19 protein-coding genes are annotated in these 18,482 nt (G+C 67.5%); 5 read left to right on the plus strand and 14 right to left on the minus strand.

What is annotated here, in order from left to right; all coding sequences use genetic code 11:
* Window positions 1-31 precede the first annotated feature (31 nt).
* The 3 genes from coxB to CFB43_RS15760 all read right to left on the minus strand — a co-directional run bounded on the left by coxB (window position 32) and on the right by CFB43_RS15760 (window position 3,368).
* Window positions 32-1,627, minus strand: coding sequence for a cytochrome c oxidase subunit II (gene coxB, locus CFB43_RS15750; protein ID WP_089495683.1), 1,596 nt, complete (start codon window positions 1,625-1,627; stop codon window positions 32-34).
* Between the two features lie 55 nt (window positions 1,628-1,682).
* Window positions 1,683-2,207, minus strand: a complete 525-nt coding sequence (locus CFB43_RS15755) for a DUF2244 domain-containing protein (protein WP_089441077.1) — start codon at window positions 2,205-2,207, stop codon at window positions 1,683-1,685.
* A 195-nt stretch (window positions 2,208-2,402) separates the two neighbouring features.
* Window positions 2,403-3,368 carry a methyltransferase domain-containing protein gene (locus CFB43_RS15760; RefSeq protein WP_089495684.1) on the minus strand — a complete coding sequence of 322 codons (966 nt, stop codon included), beginning with the start codon at window positions 3,366-3,368 and terminating at the stop codon, window positions 2,403-2,405.
* Between the two features lie 81 nt (window positions 3,369-3,449).
* Between CFB43_RS15760 and CFB43_RS15765 the strand changes: the two genes are divergently transcribed.
* Together CFB43_RS15765 and trmL are read left to right on the plus strand one after the other, a co-directional pair.
* Entirely contained in the window at window positions 3,450-4,247 is a 798-nt protein-coding gene (locus CFB43_RS15765) for a ComF family protein (protein WP_089495685.1), read from the plus strand.
* Window positions 4,248-4,350: 103 nt separating this feature from the next.
* Window positions 4,351-4,821: a tRNA (uridine(34)/cytosine(34)/5-carboxymethylaminomethyluridine(34)-2'-O)-methyltransferase TrmL gene (trmL, locus tag CFB43_RS15770; RefSeq protein ID WP_089495686.1), complete on the plus strand. Its 471-nt coding sequence runs from the start codon at window positions 4,351-4,353 to the stop codon at window positions 4,819-4,821.
* A 34-nt stretch (window positions 4,822-4,855) separates the two neighbouring features.
* Here the strand turns inward: trmL and CFB43_RS15775 are convergent, their stop codons facing one another.
* From CFB43_RS15775 to CFB43_RS15795, 5 genes are all read right to left on the minus strand, one after another.
* Complete coding sequence (locus CFB43_RS15775) at window positions 4,856-5,380, minus strand: O-acetyl-ADP-ribose deacetylase (RefSeq protein ID WP_089495687.1); 525 nt, start codon at window positions 5,378-5,380, stop codon at window positions 4,856-4,858.
* A gap of 95 nt (window positions 5,381-5,475) precedes the next feature.
* Window positions 5,476-6,474 carry an NAD(P)H-dependent glycerol-3-phosphate dehydrogenase gene (locus CFB43_RS15780; protein WP_089495688.1) on the minus strand — a complete coding sequence of 333 codons (999 nt, stop codon included), beginning with the start codon at window positions 6,472-6,474 and terminating at the stop codon, window positions 5,476-5,478.
* 25 nt (window positions 6,475-6,499) lie between these two features.
* Window positions 6,500-6,982, minus strand: coding sequence for a protein-export chaperone SecB (gene secB, locus CFB43_RS15785; protein ID WP_089426394.1), 483 nt, complete (start codon window positions 6,980-6,982; stop codon window positions 6,500-6,502).
* 107 nt (window positions 6,983-7,089) lie between these two features.
* Window positions 7,090-7,350, minus strand: coding sequence for a glutaredoxin 3 (gene grxC / locus CFB43_RS15790; RefSeq protein WP_039346228.1), 261 nt, complete (start codon window positions 7,348-7,350; stop codon window positions 7,090-7,092).
* On the minus strand, window positions 7,347-7,769 hold the full coding sequence (locus CFB43_RS15795; protein ID WP_089426395.1) for a rhodanese-like domain-containing protein: 423 nt from the start codon (window positions 7,767-7,769) through the stop codon (window positions 7,347-7,349). Before CFB43_RS15795 ends, grxC begins: the two co-directional genes overlap by 4 nt.
* 135 nt (window positions 7,770-7,904) lie before the next feature.
* On the opposite strand from CFB43_RS15795, the gene gpmA reads away from it, so the two are divergent.
* The 3 genes from gpmA (at window position 7,905) to CFB43_RS15810 (ending at window position 11,333) form a co-directional block, all read left to right on the plus strand.
* On the plus strand, window positions 7,905-8,651 hold the full coding sequence (gene gpmA, locus CFB43_RS15800) for a 2,3-diphosphoglycerate-dependent phosphoglycerate mutase (protein ID WP_027789056.1): 747 nt from the start codon (window positions 7,905-7,907) through the stop codon (window positions 8,649-8,651).
* A gap of 278 nt (window positions 8,652-8,929) precedes the next feature.
* A complete protein-coding gene (locus CFB43_RS15805; RefSeq protein ID WP_089495689.1) occupies window positions 8,930-10,477 on the plus strand; it encodes a S41 family peptidase in 1,548 nt (515 codons plus the stop codon).
* 103 nt (window positions 10,478-10,580) lie between these two features.
* Window positions 10,581-11,333, plus strand: a complete 753-nt coding sequence (locus CFB43_RS15810) for a HesA/MoeB/ThiF family protein (RefSeq protein ID WP_089495690.1) — start codon at window positions 10,581-10,583, stop codon at window positions 11,331-11,333.
* A gap of 72 nt (window positions 11,334-11,405) precedes the next feature.
* Here the strand turns inward: CFB43_RS15810 and ptsP are convergent, their stop codons facing one another.
* The 6 genes from ptsP to CFB43_RS15840 all read right to left on the minus strand — a co-directional run bounded on the left by ptsP (window position 11,406) and on the right by CFB43_RS15840 (window position 18,453).
* On the minus strand, window positions 11,406-13,178 hold the full coding sequence (gene ptsP / locus CFB43_RS15815; RefSeq protein ID WP_089495691.1) for a phosphoenolpyruvate--protein phosphotransferase: 1,773 nt from the start codon (window positions 13,176-13,178) through the stop codon (window positions 11,406-11,408).
* Between the two features lie 201 nt (window positions 13,179-13,379).
* Window positions 13,380-13,649 (minus strand): HPr family phosphocarrier protein, encoded by a 270-nt coding sequence (locus CFB43_RS15820; RefSeq protein WP_089441083.1) that lies wholly within the window; start codon window positions 13,647-13,649, stop codon window positions 13,380-13,382.
* A gap of 73 nt (window positions 13,650-13,722) precedes the next feature.
* On the minus strand, window positions 13,723-14,193 hold the full coding sequence (locus tag CFB43_RS15825; RefSeq protein ID WP_089426398.1) for a PTS sugar transporter subunit IIA: 471 nt from the start codon (window positions 14,191-14,193) through the stop codon (window positions 13,723-13,725).
* 231 nt (window positions 14,194-14,424) lie between these two features.
* On the minus strand, window positions 14,425-15,381 hold the full coding sequence (gene gshB, locus CFB43_RS15830) for a glutathione synthase (RefSeq protein WP_089456980.1): 957 nt from the start codon (window positions 15,379-15,381) through the stop codon (window positions 14,425-14,427).
* 26 nt (window positions 15,382-15,407) lie between these two features.
* Window positions 15,408-16,697, minus strand: a complete 1,290-nt coding sequence (gene gshA / locus CFB43_RS15835) for a glutamate--cysteine ligase (RefSeq protein WP_011353295.1) — start codon at window positions 16,695-16,697, stop codon at window positions 15,408-15,410.
* 244 nt (window positions 16,698-16,941) lie between these two features.
* Entirely contained in the window at window positions 16,942-18,453 is a 1,512-nt protein-coding gene (locus CFB43_RS15840; RefSeq protein ID WP_089495692.1) for an ammonium transporter, read from the minus strand.
* Window positions 18,454-18,482: the final 29 nt, after the last annotated feature.

Consider the following 18,482-nt stretch of genomic DNA (forward strand, 5'->3'; position numbering starts at 1 on the left):
ATGCGAATACGTCGACTAACTCAGCGACACGTCAAGCCGCCGGGCCGATCTCGACACGCCGGGCTTCCTTCGCGTCAGCCCCGCCCGTGATCGTTTCCGGCTTTTTGAGAATAATGTGGTCTTCCGCCACGCCTGCTGCCTTCAGCGCGTCGCGCACGGCTTGTGCGCGATGCTTCGCCAGTTCGGCGTTCGCGTCGGCCGAGCCCGTCTTGTCGGTAAAACCCGACAGCGCGAGCTTCGCGTCCGGATGTGCCTTCGCATAGTCGGCCGCGGCGGCGATCGCCGCCTTCGCGTCGGCCGGCAGCACGCTCTTGCCCGTCTCGAAGTAGATCGTCGACAGTGCGGCCGAGGCCGCTGCCGCCGGCTGCTCCGCGCCCGACGCAGCCTGCGCCGGTGCCGAAGCGGCTTCCGCCGGTGCCGCTGCCGCTGCGCCCGCCGCGTCTTCCGGCATCTTGCCGTTACGCGCGTCGGCCACTTGCTTCGGCTGCAGCAGGTCGTTCTTGTGGTTGCCCCACGAATTGCGTTCGTACGTGACGACCGACGCGATGTCGAGATCCGACAGCGACGCCCAGGACGGCATCGCGCCCTTGCCGTGCAGCACGCGCTCGACGTGAGCAGCGATCGGGCCGTTCACGATCGGGCTGCCATCCATGGCCGGGAAGGCGCCGAGGCCCTTGCCGTTCACCTGGTGGCAGGCCGCGCAGTTCGCCTTATAGACTTCCTCGCCGTGCGCGACGAGCTCAGCCATCGTGTAGACCTTGTTCGGATCGACTGCGGCGCTGGCCAGCTTGGCCTTCTGCGCGGTGACCCACTTCGCGTAGTCGTCATCCGACAGGACTTCGACCACGACCGGCATGTACGCGTGTTCCTTGCCGCACAGCTCGGTACAGAAACCGCGGAACGTACCGACCTTGTCGGCCTTGAACCACGTGTCGCGCACGAAGCCGGGGATCGCATCCTGCTTCACGCCGAACGCGGGCACGTACCACGAGTGGACGACGTCGTTCGCGGTCGTGATGATGCGGATCTTCTTGTTGACCGGCACGACGAGCGGGTTGTCGACTTCCTGCAGATAGGTGTCGGTGATCGGCTTCTTGCCCATCACTTCGTCACGCGGGGTGCTGAGCGTCGACAGGAAGCCGATGCCCTCGCCCGGGCCCTTCACGTAGTCGTAGCCCCACTTCCACTGGTAGCCGGTGACCTTGATCGTGAGATCGGCGTTGGTCGTGTCCTTCATCGCGACGACGGCCTTCGTCGCCGGCAGCGCCATCAGCACGACGATGACGAACGGCACGATCGTCCAGATGATCTCGACGGTCGTGCTTTCATGGAAATTGGCGGCCTTGTGGCCCTTGGATTTGCGGTGCGCGAAGATCGAATAGAACATCACGCCGAACACGCCGACGAAGATCACCGTACAGAGGATGAGCATCATCGTGTGGAGATCGTAGAGCTCCTCGGCGATCTTCGTGACAGGCGGCTGAAAGTTGATCTCGTTGACACGGGGGCCGCCCGGGCTATCACCGACCGCCAGGGCGGCACCGGCAAAGAGCAATCCGCTGCATGCCAGCACGCCCGCGAGGGCTCGCTTGATTGTTTTCATAGCATCCTTACCCAAAATTTCCATTCAAACCCTCCCCCGTCGCAAGCGACCGGCCCTATCCGCCGGTGCCCGCGCCTCGTCAGCCGCAGCGCCTGAGCGATATACGCAGTTCGTCGGCGAACTGCGCACGCTTGTACTGCGCGAGATGCTGACCGATTACGACGGTCTGCCCGCGCGATACCAGCCGAATCGGATCGCGTGGCGTCGCACCCGGCTCGACCCGCACCCAGCGCGGGTTGAATTCGATCTGCGTGAGCCGCTCCGCATCCATCCGCTCGATCACGAGCCGGTGCGGATACAGCCTGATGCGTTCGTAATCGACCGCATGGCGAGCATAGATCGCAAATGCGACACCCACAGCCAGCAACTCGATTCCGGTGAAGGGCATGACGAGCCAAGCCCCCCGCCACATCAGCAATGTCGCGATCACCAGCGAGAAGCTCGCGAGCGACGCATAAAACAGCACGAACTGGCGCGGCGACGCCGAACAGTTGCGTTTCATCAGCCAGTCTTCGAGGACCGGCTCGCCGTTCGTCGTCTCCGCCAACACCCTCGCTGCTTCCATCGCCGCCTCACGCGAATGGCATGCGATGCATGCCTGCATCGGACTCGTCGGCCCGTATTGCGGGGACCCCGGGACGACAAGCTGACGCATTATAGGCGGGTTCAATGGCATCCACAAGCAAGCGACTATCGGCCCGCGAGCCAAGCGCGACAAGCTTTCCGGCCATTTTAGGCGCCAATTCGACCCCGCTTTGCGCCGCTAATTTCAGACATAACAAAACCCCTCTTTACCGCTTTACCGATTCTTCGGACGCCCCTTTCCGATGTCCTCGATGCGCACGATCCCGTGCCCTTCGGCGGTCGTGCGGGGCACGGCCTTCCACGCGTGGCCGTAGATCACTTCGAATGTCAGCGGAATCGTGCCGTCCTCGCGCCGGCGGGCCTCCAGCGCGTCGCCGAGCGCCGCGCGAAAGCGCCGCGTCGCGCGCTGCGGCGCCTCGCGGTCGAACGGATAGGCGCCCCAGCGGCGCACGTCGGCCAGCAGCGAGTCGGGGGATTTGTAGGTGACGGTCAGCACTTCCTGATCCATCACCGGAATCTCGAAGCCGCTCTCGACGAGCATGTCGCCGAGGTCGTGCATGTCGACGAAATCGATCACGCGCGCGGCGGGCGGCGCCATGCCCAGCGCCGCTTCGGCGTCCGCGCAGGCCGCGCGCAGTTCGCGCAGCGTATCGGGGCCGAGCGTGCTGAACATCAGCAGCCCGTTCACGCGCAGCACGCGCTGCCATTCGGGCAGCACCGCGTCCGGGCGCGAATGCCAGTGGAGGGCGAGATTCGACCAGATCAGGTCGAACGCGCCGCCGGGAAACGGCAGCGCGGCGAAATCGGCCTGCGCGACGCGCGGGCCGCGCGGGCCCAGTGCGCGGCCGAGCGAGGCCGGCAGCCAGCGGCGCCAGCTCGTCTGCTCGACCTCGCGCTGCCCTGCTCGCGCGAGCATCGCGCCGGACAGGTCGACGCCGAACACGGGCGCCTCGGGAAAGCGCGCGCGCAGCGCCGGCAGGTCGTCGCCCGGGCCGCAGCCCGCGTCCAGCACGGCCGTGGGGCTCACCTTGATGTATTCGAGGCGCTCGTTCATGCGCTGCGCGATCTCGCGCGGCAGGAACGCGACCGCATCGAACGTGGCGGCACGGCGGTCGAAGATCCGCCGCAGGCGCCTTGCGTCATTGGCCGGACGGCCGGTTGAAGTCGAAGCTGGGGACATGTCGGGCACACTGGCGAAGAGCCCGAAGTATACTCGCTCGCCCCGCAGGCTTCATTGAGGCGGGGTGTCAGGAGTGTTGCAATGATCCGCCGTTCCGCCCCGCGCACGATGCGCGTCGCTTTGTCGCAGGTTCGCGCGCTGGCAGCGCGCGTCATCGCGGTCGCGCTGCCGAATCGCTGCGCACTGTGCGGCAATTTGTCACACGCCGTGATTTGCGGTGCTTGCGACGCCGCGTACTGGAATGAAGCGCGGCTGCGCTGCGACGTCTGCGCGCTGCCGCTGGGCATCGGGCCATCGCGTTCGCCCCCGCTACGTGGCGCTCGCGCCGGCCGCGTTACCGCATACCGTTGCGACGCGTGCCGCACGGCGCCGCCGCCGTTCGATGCGACGCTCGCGCTGGCGGATTACCGCGCACCGCTCGACGGGCTCGCGCGCGGCCTGAAGTTTCACCGGCAACTCGCGCTCGGCACCGAATTCGCGGCGCGGCTCGCCCGGTTGATCGACGATACGCCCGGCGCCGGCGGCTTCGACCTGGTGGCGCCGGTACCGCTGTCGCACCGGCGGCTCGTCGCGCGCGGCTACAACCAGGCGTGGGCGATCGCGCGTCCGCTCGCGCGGCGGCTCGGCGTGCGCGCGGATGCGGTGCTGCTCGCGCGCGTCGCCGACACCGCGCCGCAGTCGCGGCTCGACCGGCACGCACGGCGCGACAACGTGATGGCGGCATTCGCGGTGGCGGGCGGCGTCGCCGGCCGCCACGTCGCGCTGGTCGACGACGTGATGACCTCCGGCGCGACGCTTGCGGCCGCCGCGCACGCGCTGAAAGCGGCGGGCGCCGCGCGCGTGACGAATCTGGTTGCGCTGCGCACCGCCAGGGATTAATTAGATAGAGAGGCCAGCCGCCCGGACACGGCGGCGGCCGCCACGAACCGGCCGGCCGGGAGCGCGCGTTGCGCCGTCCCGGCCGGCCCAGCCAGACCGAAACATGTTCAACGTCGTCCTAGTCGCCCCCGAAATTCCGCCGAACACCGGCAACGTGATCCGCCTGTGCGCCAACACGGGCGCGCGCCTGCACCTGATCGAGCCGCTCGGCTTCCCGCTCGACGACGCGCGGATGCGCCGCGCGGGCCTCGACTATCACGAGTATGCGCAGATGCGCGTGCACCGCGACTGGGATGCGTTCGTCGCGACGGAAACGCCCGACCCCGCGCGAATGTTCGCGTTCACGACGCGCGGCTCGGGCCGCTTCCACGATCACGCGTTCCTGCCCGGCGACTGGTTCGTGTTCGGCTCGGAAACGCGCGGCCTGCCCGCCGAGCTGCTCGAGCGCTTCCCGAACGCACAGCGCGTGCGCCTGCCGATGCGGCCGGACAACCGGAGCCTGAACCTGTCGAACACGGTCGCGGTGGTCGTATTCGAGGCGTGGCGCCAGGCCGGCTTCGAAGGCGGCGCCTGACGCCTGCACGGCGCAGCGCGCCCCGCGGGACGCGTCACGTCCGTGCGAGCCGCGCGCGATACAGGTCGTAGATGTCGGGAGAAAAGCACGCGAACACCACGCGTGCGAGGTTCGGCGCCTGCGGCAGCATTTCGGCAACGGTGCCCACCGCGATCTCGACAGCTTCCTCGGCCGGATAACGATAGATGCCGCAGCTGATCGCCGGGAACGCGATCGACGTCGCCGCGACCTCCTCGGCCAGCTCGATCGCGCGCCGGTAGCACGACGCGAGCAGGTCGGCCTCGCCGCGCCCGCCGCCGTGCCACACGGGTCCGACCGCATGGATCACGTAGCGCGCCGGCAACCCATGACCGCGCGTGAGCTTGGCGTCGCCCGTCTCGCAGCCGCCGAGCGTGCGGCATTCGGCAAGCAGGCCGGGGCCGGCCGCGCGATGGATCGCGCCGTCGACGCCGCCCCCGCCGAGCAGCGAGCCGTTCGCGGCGTTGACGATCGCATCGACCTCGAGCGTCGTGATGTCGACGACCTGCGCATCGAGCGTGGTGGAATGGATCTGCAGCATGACAACCTCCCGGAACGCCGGAGACTGTTCAAGCGTAGCGCGCTTTGACGCCGCGCGCCCGCAGTGAACACGGCGCCAGGCGGCGCCGGGCCGCGTTACTCGGCGCGCGCGTCGCGCCGCAGCAGGCCGCTGACGGCGTCGCGCGGCGCGATGCCGTCGAACAGCACGCCGCACACGGCTTCGGTGATCGGCATTTCGATCGACTGCGCGCGTGCGATGGCCAGCACGGCCTGCGCGCAGCGCACACCTTCGGCCACGTGGCCGAGCGCGCCGAGGATGTCGTTCAGCGTGCGGCCGGCCGCCAGCTGCAGGCCGACCGTGCGGTTGCGCGACAGGTCGCCCGTGGCGGTGAGGATCAGGTCGCCGAGGCCCGTGAGGCCCGTGAAGGTTTCCGCCCGGCCGCCGAGCGCGACACCGAGGCGCGACATTTCGGCGAGGCCGCGCGTAATCAGCGCGGCGCGCGCGTTCAGCCCGAGGCCGAGACCGTCGGCGATGCCGGTCGCGATCGCGAGCACGTTCTTCACCGCGCCGCCGACCTCGACGCCGACCACGTCGTCACCCGTGTAGATCCGCATCGCGCCGTGATGGAACGCGGCGAGCGTGCGCTCGCGGCATTCGGCGGACGTGCTCGCCACCGTCAGCGCGACGGGCAGCGACTGCCCGACTTCGCGCGCGAAGCTCGGCCCCGACAGCACGCCGTTGCTGAGCTGCCCGGGCAGCTCGGCCGCGATCACCTGATGCGGCAGCAGATGCGTGTCGGCCTCGAAGCCCTTGCAAACCCAGACGACATGCGCGGGCACGCAGCCTGCGTCGCGCATCGCGTGACACAGCGTGCGCAACCCGGCCACCGGCGCGGCGATCACGCACAATGCGTCGTCCGCGGCGCCATGCGCGAGCGCGGCGCCGAGATCGGCGTCGTAGCGCAACACGTCAGGCAGCGCGATGCCGTCCAGATAGCGGGAATTTTCGTGCCGGGCCTGCAGCCCGGCGATGAGCGCGGCGTCGCGCGCCCACAAAAGCGTATCGTGCCGCGCGGCCAGATGGCCCGCGAGCGCGGTGCCCCAGGCACCGGCGCCGAGAACGGCTACTTTCATACCCAGCACCGGTCCGAGTGAAACGTCAGTTCAGCGTCGTGCCGTTCGGTGCGCCTGCTGCGGCACCGGCCTGCTGCTGAAGCTGCGCGAGGCGTTGTTCGTACAGCGCCTGGAAGTTGATTTCCGCCAGGTGGATCGGCGGGAAGCCCGCACGCGTGATCGCGTCGGCGATGTTCGAACGCAGGTACGGGAACAGGATCGTCGGGCAGGCGATGCCGACGAGCGGGTCGAGCTGTTCGTCCGGAATGTTGCGGATGTCGAAAATGCCGGCCTGCTTCGCTTCGATCAGGAACGCGATCTTGTCCTTCACCTTTGCGGTGACGGTGCCCGACACGACGACTTCGAACACGCTTTCCGCGAGGCGGTCGGCCTTGACGTCGACTTCGACTTCAACCGACGGCATGTCCTGCTCGAGGAAGATCGCCGGCGAATTCGGCTGCTCGAGCGACATATCCTTCAGGTAGACGCGCTGGATGTTGAAGAACGGTTGGTTTTCGACGTCGGACATGGTGTTTCCCTAAAAGTGGTGACGGGGCGGCCCGGCTTCACGCCGGCCGCCACGGATGAATCCTGCGCGCCCAAGCCGCGGCGCGGCCGGCGGCCATTCTGCCCTAATCAGGCCGCTTGCAGAAGCGGGACGAGGCCGCCTTCGCGGTCGAGCTTCGACAGATCGTCGTAACCGCCGACGTGCGTGTCGCCGATATAGATCTGCGGCACCGTGCGGCGCCCCGTGCGCGTCATCATTTCGTCGCGACGGGCCGGATCGCGGTCGATCAGCACCTTCTCGATCTGCTCGACACCGCGCAGCTTCAGCAGGCGCTCGGCCTGGATGCAATACGGACACACCTGCGTGCTGTACATCAAAACCTTGTTCACTTCGCCACTCCTTGTTTGACGACCGGCATCCCGGCCTGCTGCCAGGCGGCCACGCCGCCCTCGAGCACGTGCACCTCGGCGTAACCCGCCGCCTCGACCTCGCGCGCCGCCTTCTGCGACTGCTGGCCGTTCTGGCAGACGAGCAGCACCGGCGTGCTCTTGTTCTTCGCGACCTGCGCGATCTTCGTGCCGATCTCGCCCGCCGCGACCTGGCGCGCCGACGGCAGGTGGCCGGCAGCGAAGTCGGACGCGGCGCGCACGTCGATCACGACCGCGTTGCGGCGGTTGATGAGTTGCGTCGCCTCCGCGGCCGACAGGCCGCCGCGGCCGCGGCGCAGCGCGGGCCAGGCCAGCAGGCCGCCGGATACCACCAGGATCGCGATAAGGGCCAGGTTGGTGTAATTGGTAAAGAACGTCACGGAATTCCGCCGGAAAAAGAGAAATCGGATGAGGACAATCCCGCCATTATAAAATAACCGTCTTGCGCGATGGCGGGCCCGGGTCGGGTCCCGCGCGACGCGCCACCGCTTCCTTCACTACCGACCGCAAGATCCATGTACAAACTCGTTCTCATCCGCCACGGCGAATCGACGTGGAACAAGGAAAACCGCTTCACCGGCTGGGTCGACGTCGACCTGACCGAACAGGGTCGCAACGAGGCCTACCAGGCCGGCGAATTGCTCAAGGAGGCCGGCTACACGTTCGACATCGCGTATACGTCGGTGCTCAAGCGCGCGATCCGCACGCTGTGGCACGTGCAGGACAAGATGGACCTCATGTACCTGCCGGTCGTCCACTCGTGGCGCCTGAACGAGCGCCACTACGGCGCGCTGTCGGGCCTGAACAAGGCGGAAACGGCCGCGAAGTTCGGCGACGACCAGGTGCTCGTGTGGCGCCGCAGCTACGACACGCCGCCGCCCGCGCTCGAGCCGACCGACGAGCGCGCGCCGTTCAACGACCCGCGCTACGCGAAGGTGCCGCGCGAGCAGCTGCCGCTCACCGAGTGCCTGAAGGACACGGTCGCGCGCGTGCTGCCGCTGTGGAACGAGTCGATCGCCCCGGCGGTGCGCGCCGGCAAGCAGGTGCTGATCGCCGCGCACGGCAACTCGCTGCGCGCGCTGATCAAGTACCTCGACGGCATCTCGGACAGCGACATCGTCGGCCTGAACATCCCGAACGGCGTGCCGCTCGTGTATGAACTCGACGAGAACCTGAAGCCGATCAAGCACTATTACCTCGGCGACCAGGACGCGATCGCGCAGGCGCAGGCCGCCGTCGCGAAGCAGGGCAAGGCGGGCTGACGCCCGTCGGCCGGGTGAGCCGGGCGGGCCGCGTCCGGTGCGGCCCGCCCGGCCCCGGCCCAGCCCCTTGCCCTGCGCCCCGCGCGAACCTTCGCGGCGCCGGCGCTGTCGAACCCGCTTTCGAACCCGCGGTGCGCACGGCGATGCCCGCCTGACCGGCCCCGGGCCCTTTTCGACGCTTTTCGCGCCGTTCCACTGAGTTATCGGACGAACAGTTATACTTGTCCGCTACATCATCCCCGCTACCGCCACGCGCTTCCCGACCGCACCAGATCTCTATGCGAATGAAATTGAAGAACATCGGCCTGATTGCCGCGGGCCTCGCCACGGGCGTGTTCGCCACGCTGCAGGTTTCCGCATCGGCCGAGCAGACCGCCACGGCGCCGCTTCCCCTCGACCAGCTCCGCCTGTTCGCGGAAGTCTTCGGACAGATCAAGCGCGAGTACGTCGAACCGGTCGACGACAAGAAGCTGCTGACGGCCGCGATCAAGGGCATGGTGTCGAGCCTCGACCCGCACTCGTCGTTCCTCGACAAGACCGACTATGACGAGCTGCAGGAGCAGACGAAGGGCCGCTTCGCGGGTCTCGGCATCGAGATCTCGCAGGAAGACGGCCTCGTCAAGGTGATCTCGCCGATCGAGGATACCCCCGCGTTCCGCGCCGGCATCCGTCCGGGCGACCTGATCACCCGCATCAACGACAAGCCGGTGCGCGGCATGACGCTCGACAAGGCCGTGAAGCAGATGCGCGGCGAGCCGGGCACCAAGGTCACGCTGACGATCTTCCGCAAGAGCGATGACCGCACGTTCCCGGTCACGGTCACGCGCGCGATCATCAAGGTCCAGAGCGTGAAGATGAAGATCCTCGATCCGGGCTATGCGTATGTCCGCATCACGAGCTTCCAGGAGCGCACGACGCCCGATCTCGCGCAGAAGCTGCAAGATATCGCACGCCAGCAGCCGAACCTGAAGGGCCTCGTCCTCGACCTGCGCAACAACGGCGGCGGCCTGCTGCAGAGCGCGGTCGGCGTGGCCGGCGCGTTCCTGCCGCCCGACTCCGTCGTCGTGTCGACCAACGGCCAGATCGCCGATTCGAAGCAGGTCTACCGCGATACGTATGACAACTACCGCCTGCCGTCCTTCGACGGCGATCCGCTGAAGAACCTGCCGCCGGTCTTCAAGACCGTGCCGATGATCGTGCTGACGAACGCCTATTCGGCGTCCGCGTCGGAAATCGTCGCCGGTGCGCTGCAGGATTCGAAGCGCGCGCAGATCATGGGCAAGACGACGTTCGGCAAGGGTTCGGTGCAGACGGTCCGCCCGATGACGGCCGACACCGCGCTGCGCCTGACCACCGCGTACTACTACACGCCGAGCGGCCGTTCGATCCAGAACAAGGGCATCACGCCGGACGTGCCGGTCGATCAGTACGCGGACGGCGATCCGGACGACGTGCTCGTGACGCGCGAGGTCGACTACACGAACCACCTCGCGAACACGCAGGATCCGAACGAGAAGAAGGAACAGGAAGACCGCGAGCAGCGCCGGATGGATCAGCTGCGCGTGCTTGAAGAGCAGAACGACAAGAAGACGCCGGAGCAGCGCCAGAAGGATCGCGATCGCAAGCCGATCGAGTTCGGCAGCGCCGACGACTTCATGATGCAGCAGGCGCTCAACAAGCTCGAAGGCAAGCCGGTCCAGGAATCGAAGTCGCTGCTCGCCGAAAGCACGAAGGGCCCGGCCGGCAAGGCCGCCACGGCCCCGAAGGCATCGGGCGCCAGCGCGAAGCCGGCTTCCGCACCGAAGCCCGCGTCGGCGCCGAAGTAAGCGCCGGCCGGCATCCGACGGGCCATCGCGGGAAGACCGCGATGGCCCGTTTTTCATGCGCGCCTAAAATAACGACACCTGTGCCGCCTCGCCACGACTCCCCATGAACGACGATCAACTCCTTCGCTACTCCCGTCACATCCTCGTCGACGAAATCGGCATCGAGGCGCAGCAGCGCTTTCTCGACGCGCATGCGATCGTCGTCGGCGCGGGGGGGCTCGGCTCGCCCGCCGCGATGTACCTCGCGGCATCGGGCGTCGGCACGATCACGCTCGTCGACGCCGATACGGTCGATCTCACGAACCTGCAGCGACAGATCCTGCACGTGACGGCGTCGGTCGGCCGCCACAAGGTCGAATCGGGGCGCGACGCGCTCGCGCAGTTGAACCCCGAGGTGACCGTGCACGCGGTCGCGGAGCGTGTCGACGATGCGTGGCTCGGCGCGCACGTGCCGCATGCGAGCGTCGTGCTCGACTGCACCGACAACTTCGCGACGCGGCATGCGATCAACCGCGCGTGCGTCGCGCACGGCGTGCCGCTCGTATCGGGCGCCGCGCTGCGCTTCGACGGGCAGATCAGCACGTTCGATTTCCGCGACCCGGCCGCGCCCTGTTATGCGTGCGTGTTTCCGGAAGACCAGCCGTTCGAGGAAGTCGCGTGCGCGACGATGGGCGTGTTCGCGCCGACGGTCGGGATCATCGGCGCGATGCAGGCCGCCGAGGCACTGCGCGTGATCGGCGACATCGGCAAGACGCTCAACGGCCGGCTGATGATGCTCGATTCGCTGCGGATGGAATGGACGACGATGAAAATCGCGCGTCAGGCCGACTGCCCCGTGTGCGGGGGCCGGCACTGACGCGCGACGCGCATGCGCCGGGCGGCGCATGCGTGGTGACACTTCGCTACGATTAACGGGGACGCCAGCGCCTCAAGCCGCCGCATCCGCGCGCGGCTCCGCAACCGACAGGCGCTGCAACGCGGCCTGCACTTCCTCCGGCTCGAACGCGGCGAGTACGTCGGCCGTCGGCTTTTCGAGCGCCTTCAGGTGCGCACGCAGGATCTCCTGCTTCACGACCAGCAACTGGCTCGGGTGCATCGAGAACTCGGTGAGCCCCATCCCGAGCAACAGGCGCGTGAGCGCCGGGTCCCCCGCCATTTCCCCGCACACCGACACGGACACGCCCGCGCGCTTCGCTTCGCGCAACGTATAGGCGATCAGGTGCAGCACCGCCGGATGCAGCGGGTCGTACAGGTGCGCGACCGCGTTGTCCGCACGATCGATCGCGAGCGTGTACTGGATCAGGTCGTTCGTGCCGATCGACAGGAAGTCGAACCGCTTCAGGAACAGCGGCAGCGCGATCGCCGCGGCCGGAATCTCGATCATCGCGCCGATGCGCACGTTCGGGTCGTACGCGAGCCCCGCGTCGTCGAGCTGGCGCTTCGCCTCGCGGATCAGGTCGAGCGTCTGGTCGATCTCCTGCGCGTGCGCGAGCATCGGGATCAGGATCTTCACCTGGCCGAACGCGGACGCGCGCAGGATCGCGCGCAACTGCGTGAGGAACATCTGCGGCTCGGACAGGCTCCAGCGGATCGCGCGCAGGCCGAGCGCGGGGTTCGGCGCCGTCTCGTAGCCTTCGTCGAGCGCCTCGAGCGGCTTGTCCGCGCCGACGTCGATCGTGCGGATCGTCACCGGCATGCCCTTCATCCACTCGACGGCCCGCTTGTACGCGGCGAACTGCTCCTCCTCTTCCGGCATCTCCTTCTGATGCATGAACAGGAACTCGGAACGGAACAGCCCGACGCCGACCGCGCCGGCCTCGACGGCCGCCTTCGCGTCGTCGGGCAGCTCGATGTTCGCGTACAGATCGATCTTGGTGCCGCACAACGTTTGCGTCGGCGAGAACTTCAGACGCTGCAGCTTGCGTTGCTCCAGCAGCTTCTCGGACTGCCGGTACGAATATTCCTCGAGGACGATCGGCGCGGGATCGACGATCACGATGCCCTGGTCGCCGTCGACGATGATCAGGTCGTCCTGGCGGATCAGCGCGCTCGCGTGCTGCACGCCGACCGCGGCCGGAATGCCGAGGCTGCGCGCGACGATCGCCGTGTGCGACGTGCGCCCGCCGAGATCGGTGACGAATGCCTGGAACGACTGCGACTTGAACTGCATCATGTCGGCCGGCGCGATGTCGTGCGCGACGACGATCATCTCGTTCGTGCCGTTCCTGGCCGCGCGGTCGAGCGCCTGCGACGCGGACGGCGCGCCGGCGAGCGCCTTCAGCACGCGCTCGACCACCTGCTCGATGTCGGCCTTGCGCTCGCGCAGGTATTCGTCCTCGATATCGTCGAAGTGGCGCGTGAGCAGCTCGAGCTGCTCGGTCAGCGCCCACTCGACGTTGTAGCGGCGCGTGCGGATCAGGTCGATGGTTTCCTGCACGAGCATCTCGTCGCTCAGGATCATCGCGTGGACGTCGATGAAGGCGCCGACTTCGCTCGGCGTGTCGTCGGTCAGGTCGGCGCGCAGCGCTTCGAGTTCGTGATGCACGACCTCGAGCGCGGTGCGGAAGCGCTCGACCTCCGCATCGATCTGGTTTGCCTCGACCAGGTAATGGGCGACGTCGAGCGCCGCCGGCGCGATCAGATACGCTCGCCCGATCGCGATACCACGTGAGACGGGAATGCCATGCAGCGTGAAGGACACGCGCACCTCCTCTGTACAAGTAAAGCCGCGGCACACTGCTGCGATGCGCTTATGACCCCGGTTAGCGATTATAAATTCCGCGACTCCCCGCTGACTGCATGCACCGCAGCATTGCGCATTCCGCATCAATGCTTGCGACGAAAAAAATGCCGCGGAATCCGCGGCATTCTGGCTGGAAACGGCAACGATCCCGCTTGAGGATTATTGGCCTTCGCCGAACTTGTCGGCGATCAGCTTCAGCAGCGCGTCCATCGCTTCCTGCTCGTCGGCCCCGTCGGTCTCGATCGTCACGGTGCTGCCGATGCCGGCCGCCAGCATCATCACGCCCATGATGCTCTTCGCATTGATCTTGCGCCCGTTGCGCGTCATCCAGACTTCCGACTGGAAGTTGCCGGCCAGTTGCGTAAGCTTGGCCGATGCGCGCGCATGGAGCCCCAATTTGTTGACGATGGTGGTTTCTTGTTGAAGCATGATTCTCGGTCGGGTCGGTCGGGGCCGCCGGCGGCGCGCGTCGGCGGTGCGGTCTAAAACGGAAAACGGGAAATCAGTGCGACTCGGTGCGCGGCTGCGGCTCGGGCGGAATCGGCGCGCACTGGCCGCAGCCGGTTTCCGTCGGCGGCGGCGGCGTACCGGACGACACCTCGTGGACGCCCTTCGCGCCGCCGGACAGCGCCTTGTCGACCAGCTTGTCGAGCGGCACCGTGCGGTAGCAGACGGCCCGCACGAGCATCGGCAGGTTCACGCCCGCGAGCACGCGCACGTTGTCGATCTTGGCCAGCTGGCCGGCGATGTTCGCGGGCGTCGCGCCGTACATGTCGGTCAGGACGACCACGCCGTTCTCTTCCTTGAGCCGCGCGAGCTCCGCGTGCGCGAACGCCATCACCTGGGTCGGATCGCTGTCCGCCATCACGTCGATACAGCCGATGCGGGCGGGCACGCCGCCATAGATGTGCGCGATGCAGTCCCGCAGCGCGGTGGCGAGCGGGGCGTGCGCGATGATCAGGATCCCGGCCATGTCAGATCGCTCCCGGCCGCCCCTGGCGGGCCAACACCCCGCGGCGGGGCAATGAGCGTAGCGAGTGAGGGAAACGTTCCATGTTCAGCCTTGCAACAGTTTCGGCCCGACCGCCGGGCCTTGGGCGCGCGAGCGCGGCACCAGACAAGCGGGCATTGTAGCAGGCCGGTCGAACTGCTCCGGCGACGGGGGACCTGCGCGGCCGCCGCCGGGGTTGCGCGGGAAAGCGGCCTACGCGGCCGCACGCTCCAGCGCGTCGATGAACATCGCGGCGACGTCGAAGCCCGTCTGCTCCATGATCTCGCGGAAGCACGTCGGACTCGTGACGTTCACCTCGGTCAGCCAGTCGCCGATCGCATCGAGGCCGACCAGCAGCAACCCGCGTGCCGCCAGCACCGGCCCGAGCGTGTCGGCGATCTCGCGATCGCGCGCGGTCAGCGGCTGCGCAACGCCGAGGCCGCCCGCCGCGAGATTGCCGCGCACCTCGCTGCCCTGCGGAATCCGGGCGAGCGAAAACGGCACCGGCTCGCCGCCGATCAGCAGGATGCGCTTGTCGCCGGCCTTGATCTCGGGGATGAATTTCTGCGCCATCACCGAACGCGTGCCGTCGTGGCTCAGCATCTCGATGATCGAACCGAGGTTCATGCCGTCCGGCTTCACGCGGAACACGCCCATCCCGCCCATCCCGTCGAGCGGCTTCAGGATCACGTCGCCGTGCTCGGCGTGGAATGCGCGCAGCCGTTTCGCGTCGCGCGTGACGAGCGTCGGCGCGACGAACTGCGGAAACTCGCCGATCGCGAGCTTCTCCGAATGGTCGCGGATCGACTGCGCCTTGTTGAACACGCGTGCGCCGGCGCGCTCGGCCAGCTCCAGCAGCCAGGTCGACGTCACGTATTCCATGTCGAACGGCGGATCCTTGCGCATCAGCACCGCGCCGAACGATTCGAGGCGGCGCGCGTCGACCGGCCCGGCCTCGTACCACGTCTCGCGATGCAGGTCGTCCGGATCGCCGACGAACGTGATGCGACGCACGTCGGCCTCGACGGCCGAGCCCGTCCACGCGAGCTGGTTCGGCTCGCACGCGTACACCGCATGCCCGCGCCGCGCCGCCTCGGCCATCATCGCGTAGGTCGAATCCTTGTAGATCTTGAAGCGCTCGAGCGGGTCGGCGATAAAGAGAATGTCCATGAGGTCCTGTACGTGGCGAAGGTCCGTTACACCTGGATGGCTTCGGGGTCGGTCTTTTCCAGTTCGATCGACGACGCGATCAGCGACAGCCGCGCGACGACGCCGTACATGTAGAAACGGTTCGGCGGCGCGGCACCCGGCTTCGCGCCCGCATCCGGCAGCGCGGTGTGCTCGAAGCCGAGCGGCACGTAGTGCATGCCGGGCGCGTTCAGGTTCTGGTCGCGTTCGCGGCCGGCGTGCGTGCGGTAGAAGCCGCCGACCACGTAGCGGTCGATCATGTACACGACGGGCTCCGCGACTTCGTCGCCGACGCGCTCGAACGTATACACGCCTTCTTGCACGATCACGTCGCGCACCGCGAGGCCGGCCTTCGACTCGGCCATCTGCGCGCGCTCGGCCTTCGACATCCGGCCGATCTCGGCCGCGTCGTGCACGGTCATCACGCCGCGCCCCGCCGTGCCCGCGTCGGCCTTCACGACGACGTACGGCTTCTCGCTGATCCCGTATTCGCGGTATTTGCGCGCGATCTTCTTCAGCACGCCGTCGATCGCGTCGGCGAGCGCCTGCTCGCCTTCATGCGCCTGCCAGTCGACGCCTTCCACGTGTGCGAAATACGGATTCACCATCCACGGATCGACGCCGACCATCTTCGCGAACTTCTTCGCGACGTCGTCGTAGCACGAGAAGTGCGTCGACTTGCGGCGCACGGCCCAGCCCGCGTGCAGCGGCGGCAGCAGGTACTGCTCGTGCAGGTTTTCCAGCACGGCCGGGATGCCGGCCGACAGGTCGTTGTTCAGCAGGATCGAGCACGGATCGAAATTCTTCAGGCCGAGGCGGCGCTGCGAACGCTCGAGCGGTTCGAGCACGATCTTCTGGCCGTCGGCCAGCGTGATCGGCGTCATGTCGGTGATGCTCGGGTCGAGCGAACCGAAGCGCACGTTCAGGCCGGCCTGGCGCATGATCGTCGCGAGGCGTGCGACGTTCTCGAGGTAGAACGCATTGCGGGTCGGCAGCTCGGGAATCACGAGCAGGTTCTTCGCGTCCGGGCAGATCTTCTCGATCGCGGCCATCGCCGCCTGCACGGCGAGCGGCAGCACTTCGGACGGCAGATTGTTGAATGCGCCGGGAAACAGGTTCGCGTCGACGGGCGCCAGCTTGAAGCCGGCATTGCGCAGGTCCACCGAACAATAGAACGGCGGGGTATGTTCCTGCCATTCGAGCCTGAACCAGCGTTCGATCGCAGGCGTCGCGTCGAGGATCTTCTGCTCGAGTTCGAGCAGCGGACCGTTCAACGCCGTAACGAGGTGGGGAACCATGAATCACTCGCGAGCGGGAGAATGAAGATTGTAGAGCAATTGCCCTGCCCATTTGGGGATTGTTCCCGGCTTCGCAAGGGTTTGAAGGAAGTTTTCGGCTATTGACCCGATAGTGCAAAGGGTTATGCGCTACGGCAGTGGGTGACAGGAGAAAAAAAGCCCGCCGGGTGAGGCGGGCCCAAGTCGCTGCGCTCATTCATGGCGGGCGCCGTCGTCGCGGCGGCCCGCCGGTCATTCCCATGACTTATTCGACATGCTCGCCGTGCAGGACCACGTCGAGGCCTTCGCGCTCTTCCTCTTCCGACACGCGCAGGCCGATCGTCAGGTCGATCAGCTTCAGCAGCACGAAGCTCAGCACGCCGCTGTAGACCAGCGTGATCAGCACGCCCTTGGCCTGCAGCAGCAGGCTGCCGTCGGCGCCGCCGATGTCCTTGATCGCGAACACGCCCGTCAGCAATGCGCCGAGAATCCCGCCAATGCCGTGCACGCCGAATGCGTCGAGCGAATCGTCGTAGCCGAGCTTCGACTTGAGCCACGTCGCCGACCAGAAGCACACGACACCTGCGGCGATACCGATCACGAGGGCACCCGTCACGCCGACGAAGCCGGCCGCCGGCGTGATCGCGACGAGACCCGCGACCGCACCCGACACGATGCCGAGCACCGACGGCTTGCCGTGCGAGATCCACTCGGCGAACATCCAGCCGAGCGCCGCGCAGGCCGTCGCGACTTGCGTCGTCAGCATCGCGAAGCCGGCACGGCCGTCGGCCGCCACCGCCGAACCCGCGTTGAAACCGAACCAGCCGACCCACAGCATCGAGCCGCCGATCATCGTCAGCACGAGGTTGTGCGGCGCCATCGATTCACGGCCGAAGCCGATCCGCTTGCCGAGCATCAGGCACGACACGAGGCCCGCGATACCGGCGTTGATGTGCACGACGGTGCCGCCCGCGAAGTCGAGCACGCCGTCCGACGACAGCCAGCCGGTCGGCTCCCACACCATGTGCGCGATCGGCACATAGACGATCAGCGACCAGAGCGTCATGAACACGAGCATCGCCGAGAACTTCATCCGGTCGGCGAACGCGCCGCAGATCAGCGCCGGCGTGATGATCGCGAACGTCATCTGGTAGACGAAGTAGACCGATTCCGGAATCGTCGGGGCCAGGTGGCTGACGGTCAGCGTCGTCGCCTTGTCGCCGTGGATGTAGTTCATCCCGTGCAGGAACGCACGCGACAGGCCGCCGATGAAGCCGTTGCCCGGCGTGAACGCGAGGCTGTAGCCGACCACCGTCCACAGCACCGTGATCACCGCGGTGATCGCGAAGCTCTGCATCACGGTCGCGAGCACGTTCTTCTTGCGGACCATGCCGGCGTAGAACAGCGCGAGGCCGGGGATCGTCATGAACAGCACGAGCGCGGTGGACGTCAGCATCCACGCGGTGTCGCCCGCGCTGATCTTCGACGAGTCAACCGAGAACGGCGCGGTCGGCGCGGCGGGAGCGGCCGGTGCCGAAGCGGCGGCAGCAGCCGACGCGTCGGTGGCGCCCGAGGCCGGCGCGGCGGCGGCCGTGGCGGATGCGTCGGTGGCAGCCGGCGCCGAGGCGGCCGGAGCGGCGGCAGCCGACGCGTCGGAAGCCGTTGCGGCGGGCGCGGACGCAGCCGCGGCGGACGCCGCGTCGTCGGCGAGCGCGGGGCCGACGCCGGCCGCGATCAGCGAGCCGGCCATCAGCAGGGACATCAGAAGTTTGCGCATCTTGGGTTTCCTCTTGTCGCTTGTCTTGT

The organism is Burkholderia sp. AU15512, from assembly GCF_002223325.1.
Lineage (GTDB): Bacteria > Pseudomonadota > Gammaproteobacteria > Burkholderiales > Burkholderiaceae > Burkholderia.

Excerpts from the sequence above, each read along its gene's own strand:
- CFB43_RS15755 (WP_089441077.1), bottom strand. The coding sequence starts at position 2,207 with ATGCAGGCATGCATCGCATGCCATTCGCGTGAGGCGGCGATGGAAGCA.
- CFB43_RS15810 (WP_089495690.1), top strand. The coding sequence starts at position 10,581 with ATGAACGACGATCAACTCCTTCGCTACTCCCGTCACATCCTCGTCGAC.
- CFB43_RS15780 (WP_089495688.1), bottom strand. The coding sequence starts at position 6,474 with ATGAAAGTAGCCGTTCTCGGCGCCGGTGCCTGGGGCACCGCGCTCGCG.
- CFB43_RS15805 (WP_089495689.1), top strand. The coding sequence starts at position 8,930 with ATGCGAATGAAATTGAAGAACATCGGCCTGATTGCCGCGGGCCTCGCC.
- gshA (WP_011353295.1), bottom strand. The coding sequence starts at position 16,697 with ATGGTTCCCCACCTCGTTACGGCGTTGAACGGTCCGCTGCTCGAACTC.
- gpmA (WP_027789056.1), top strand. The coding sequence starts at position 7,905 with ATGTACAAACTCGTTCTCATCCGCCACGGCGAATCGACGTGGAACAAG.
- gshB (WP_089456980.1), bottom strand. The coding sequence starts at position 15,381 with ATGGACATTCTCTTTATCGCCGACCCGCTCGAGCGCTTCAAGATCTAC.
- coxB (WP_089495683.1), bottom strand. The coding sequence starts at position 1,627 with ATGGAAATTTTGGGTAAGGATGCTATGAAAACAATCAAGCGAGCCCTC.
- CFB43_RS15760 (WP_089495684.1), bottom strand. The coding sequence starts at position 3,368 with ATGTCCCCAGCTTCGACTTCAACCGGCCGTCCGGCCAATGACGCAAGG.
- CFB43_RS15820 (WP_089441083.1), bottom strand. The coding sequence starts at position 13,649 with ATGCTTCAACAAGAAACCACCATCGTCAACAAATTGGGGCTCCATGCG.
- CFB43_RS15765 (WP_089495685.1), top strand. The coding sequence starts at position 3,450 with ATGATCCGCCGTTCCGCCCCGCGCACGATGCGCGTCGCTTTGTCGCAG.
- CFB43_RS15775 (WP_089495687.1), bottom strand. The coding sequence starts at position 5,380 with ATGCTGCAGATCCATTCCACCACGCTCGATGCGCAGGTCGTCGACATC.
- CFB43_RS15840 (WP_089495692.1), bottom strand. The coding sequence starts at position 18,453 with ATGCGCAAACTTCTGATGTCCCTGCTGATGGCCGGCTCGCTGATCGCG.
- CFB43_RS15825 (WP_089426398.1), bottom strand. The coding sequence starts at position 14,193 with ATGGCCGGGATCCTGATCATCGCGCACGCCCCGCTCGCCACCGCGCTG.
- trmL (WP_089495686.1), top strand. The coding sequence starts at position 4,351 with ATGTTCAACGTCGTCCTAGTCGCCCCCGAAATTCCGCCGAACACCGGC.
- secB (WP_089426394.1), bottom strand. The coding sequence starts at position 6,982 with ATGTCCGACGTCGAAAACCAACCGTTCTTCAACATCCAGCGCGTCTAC.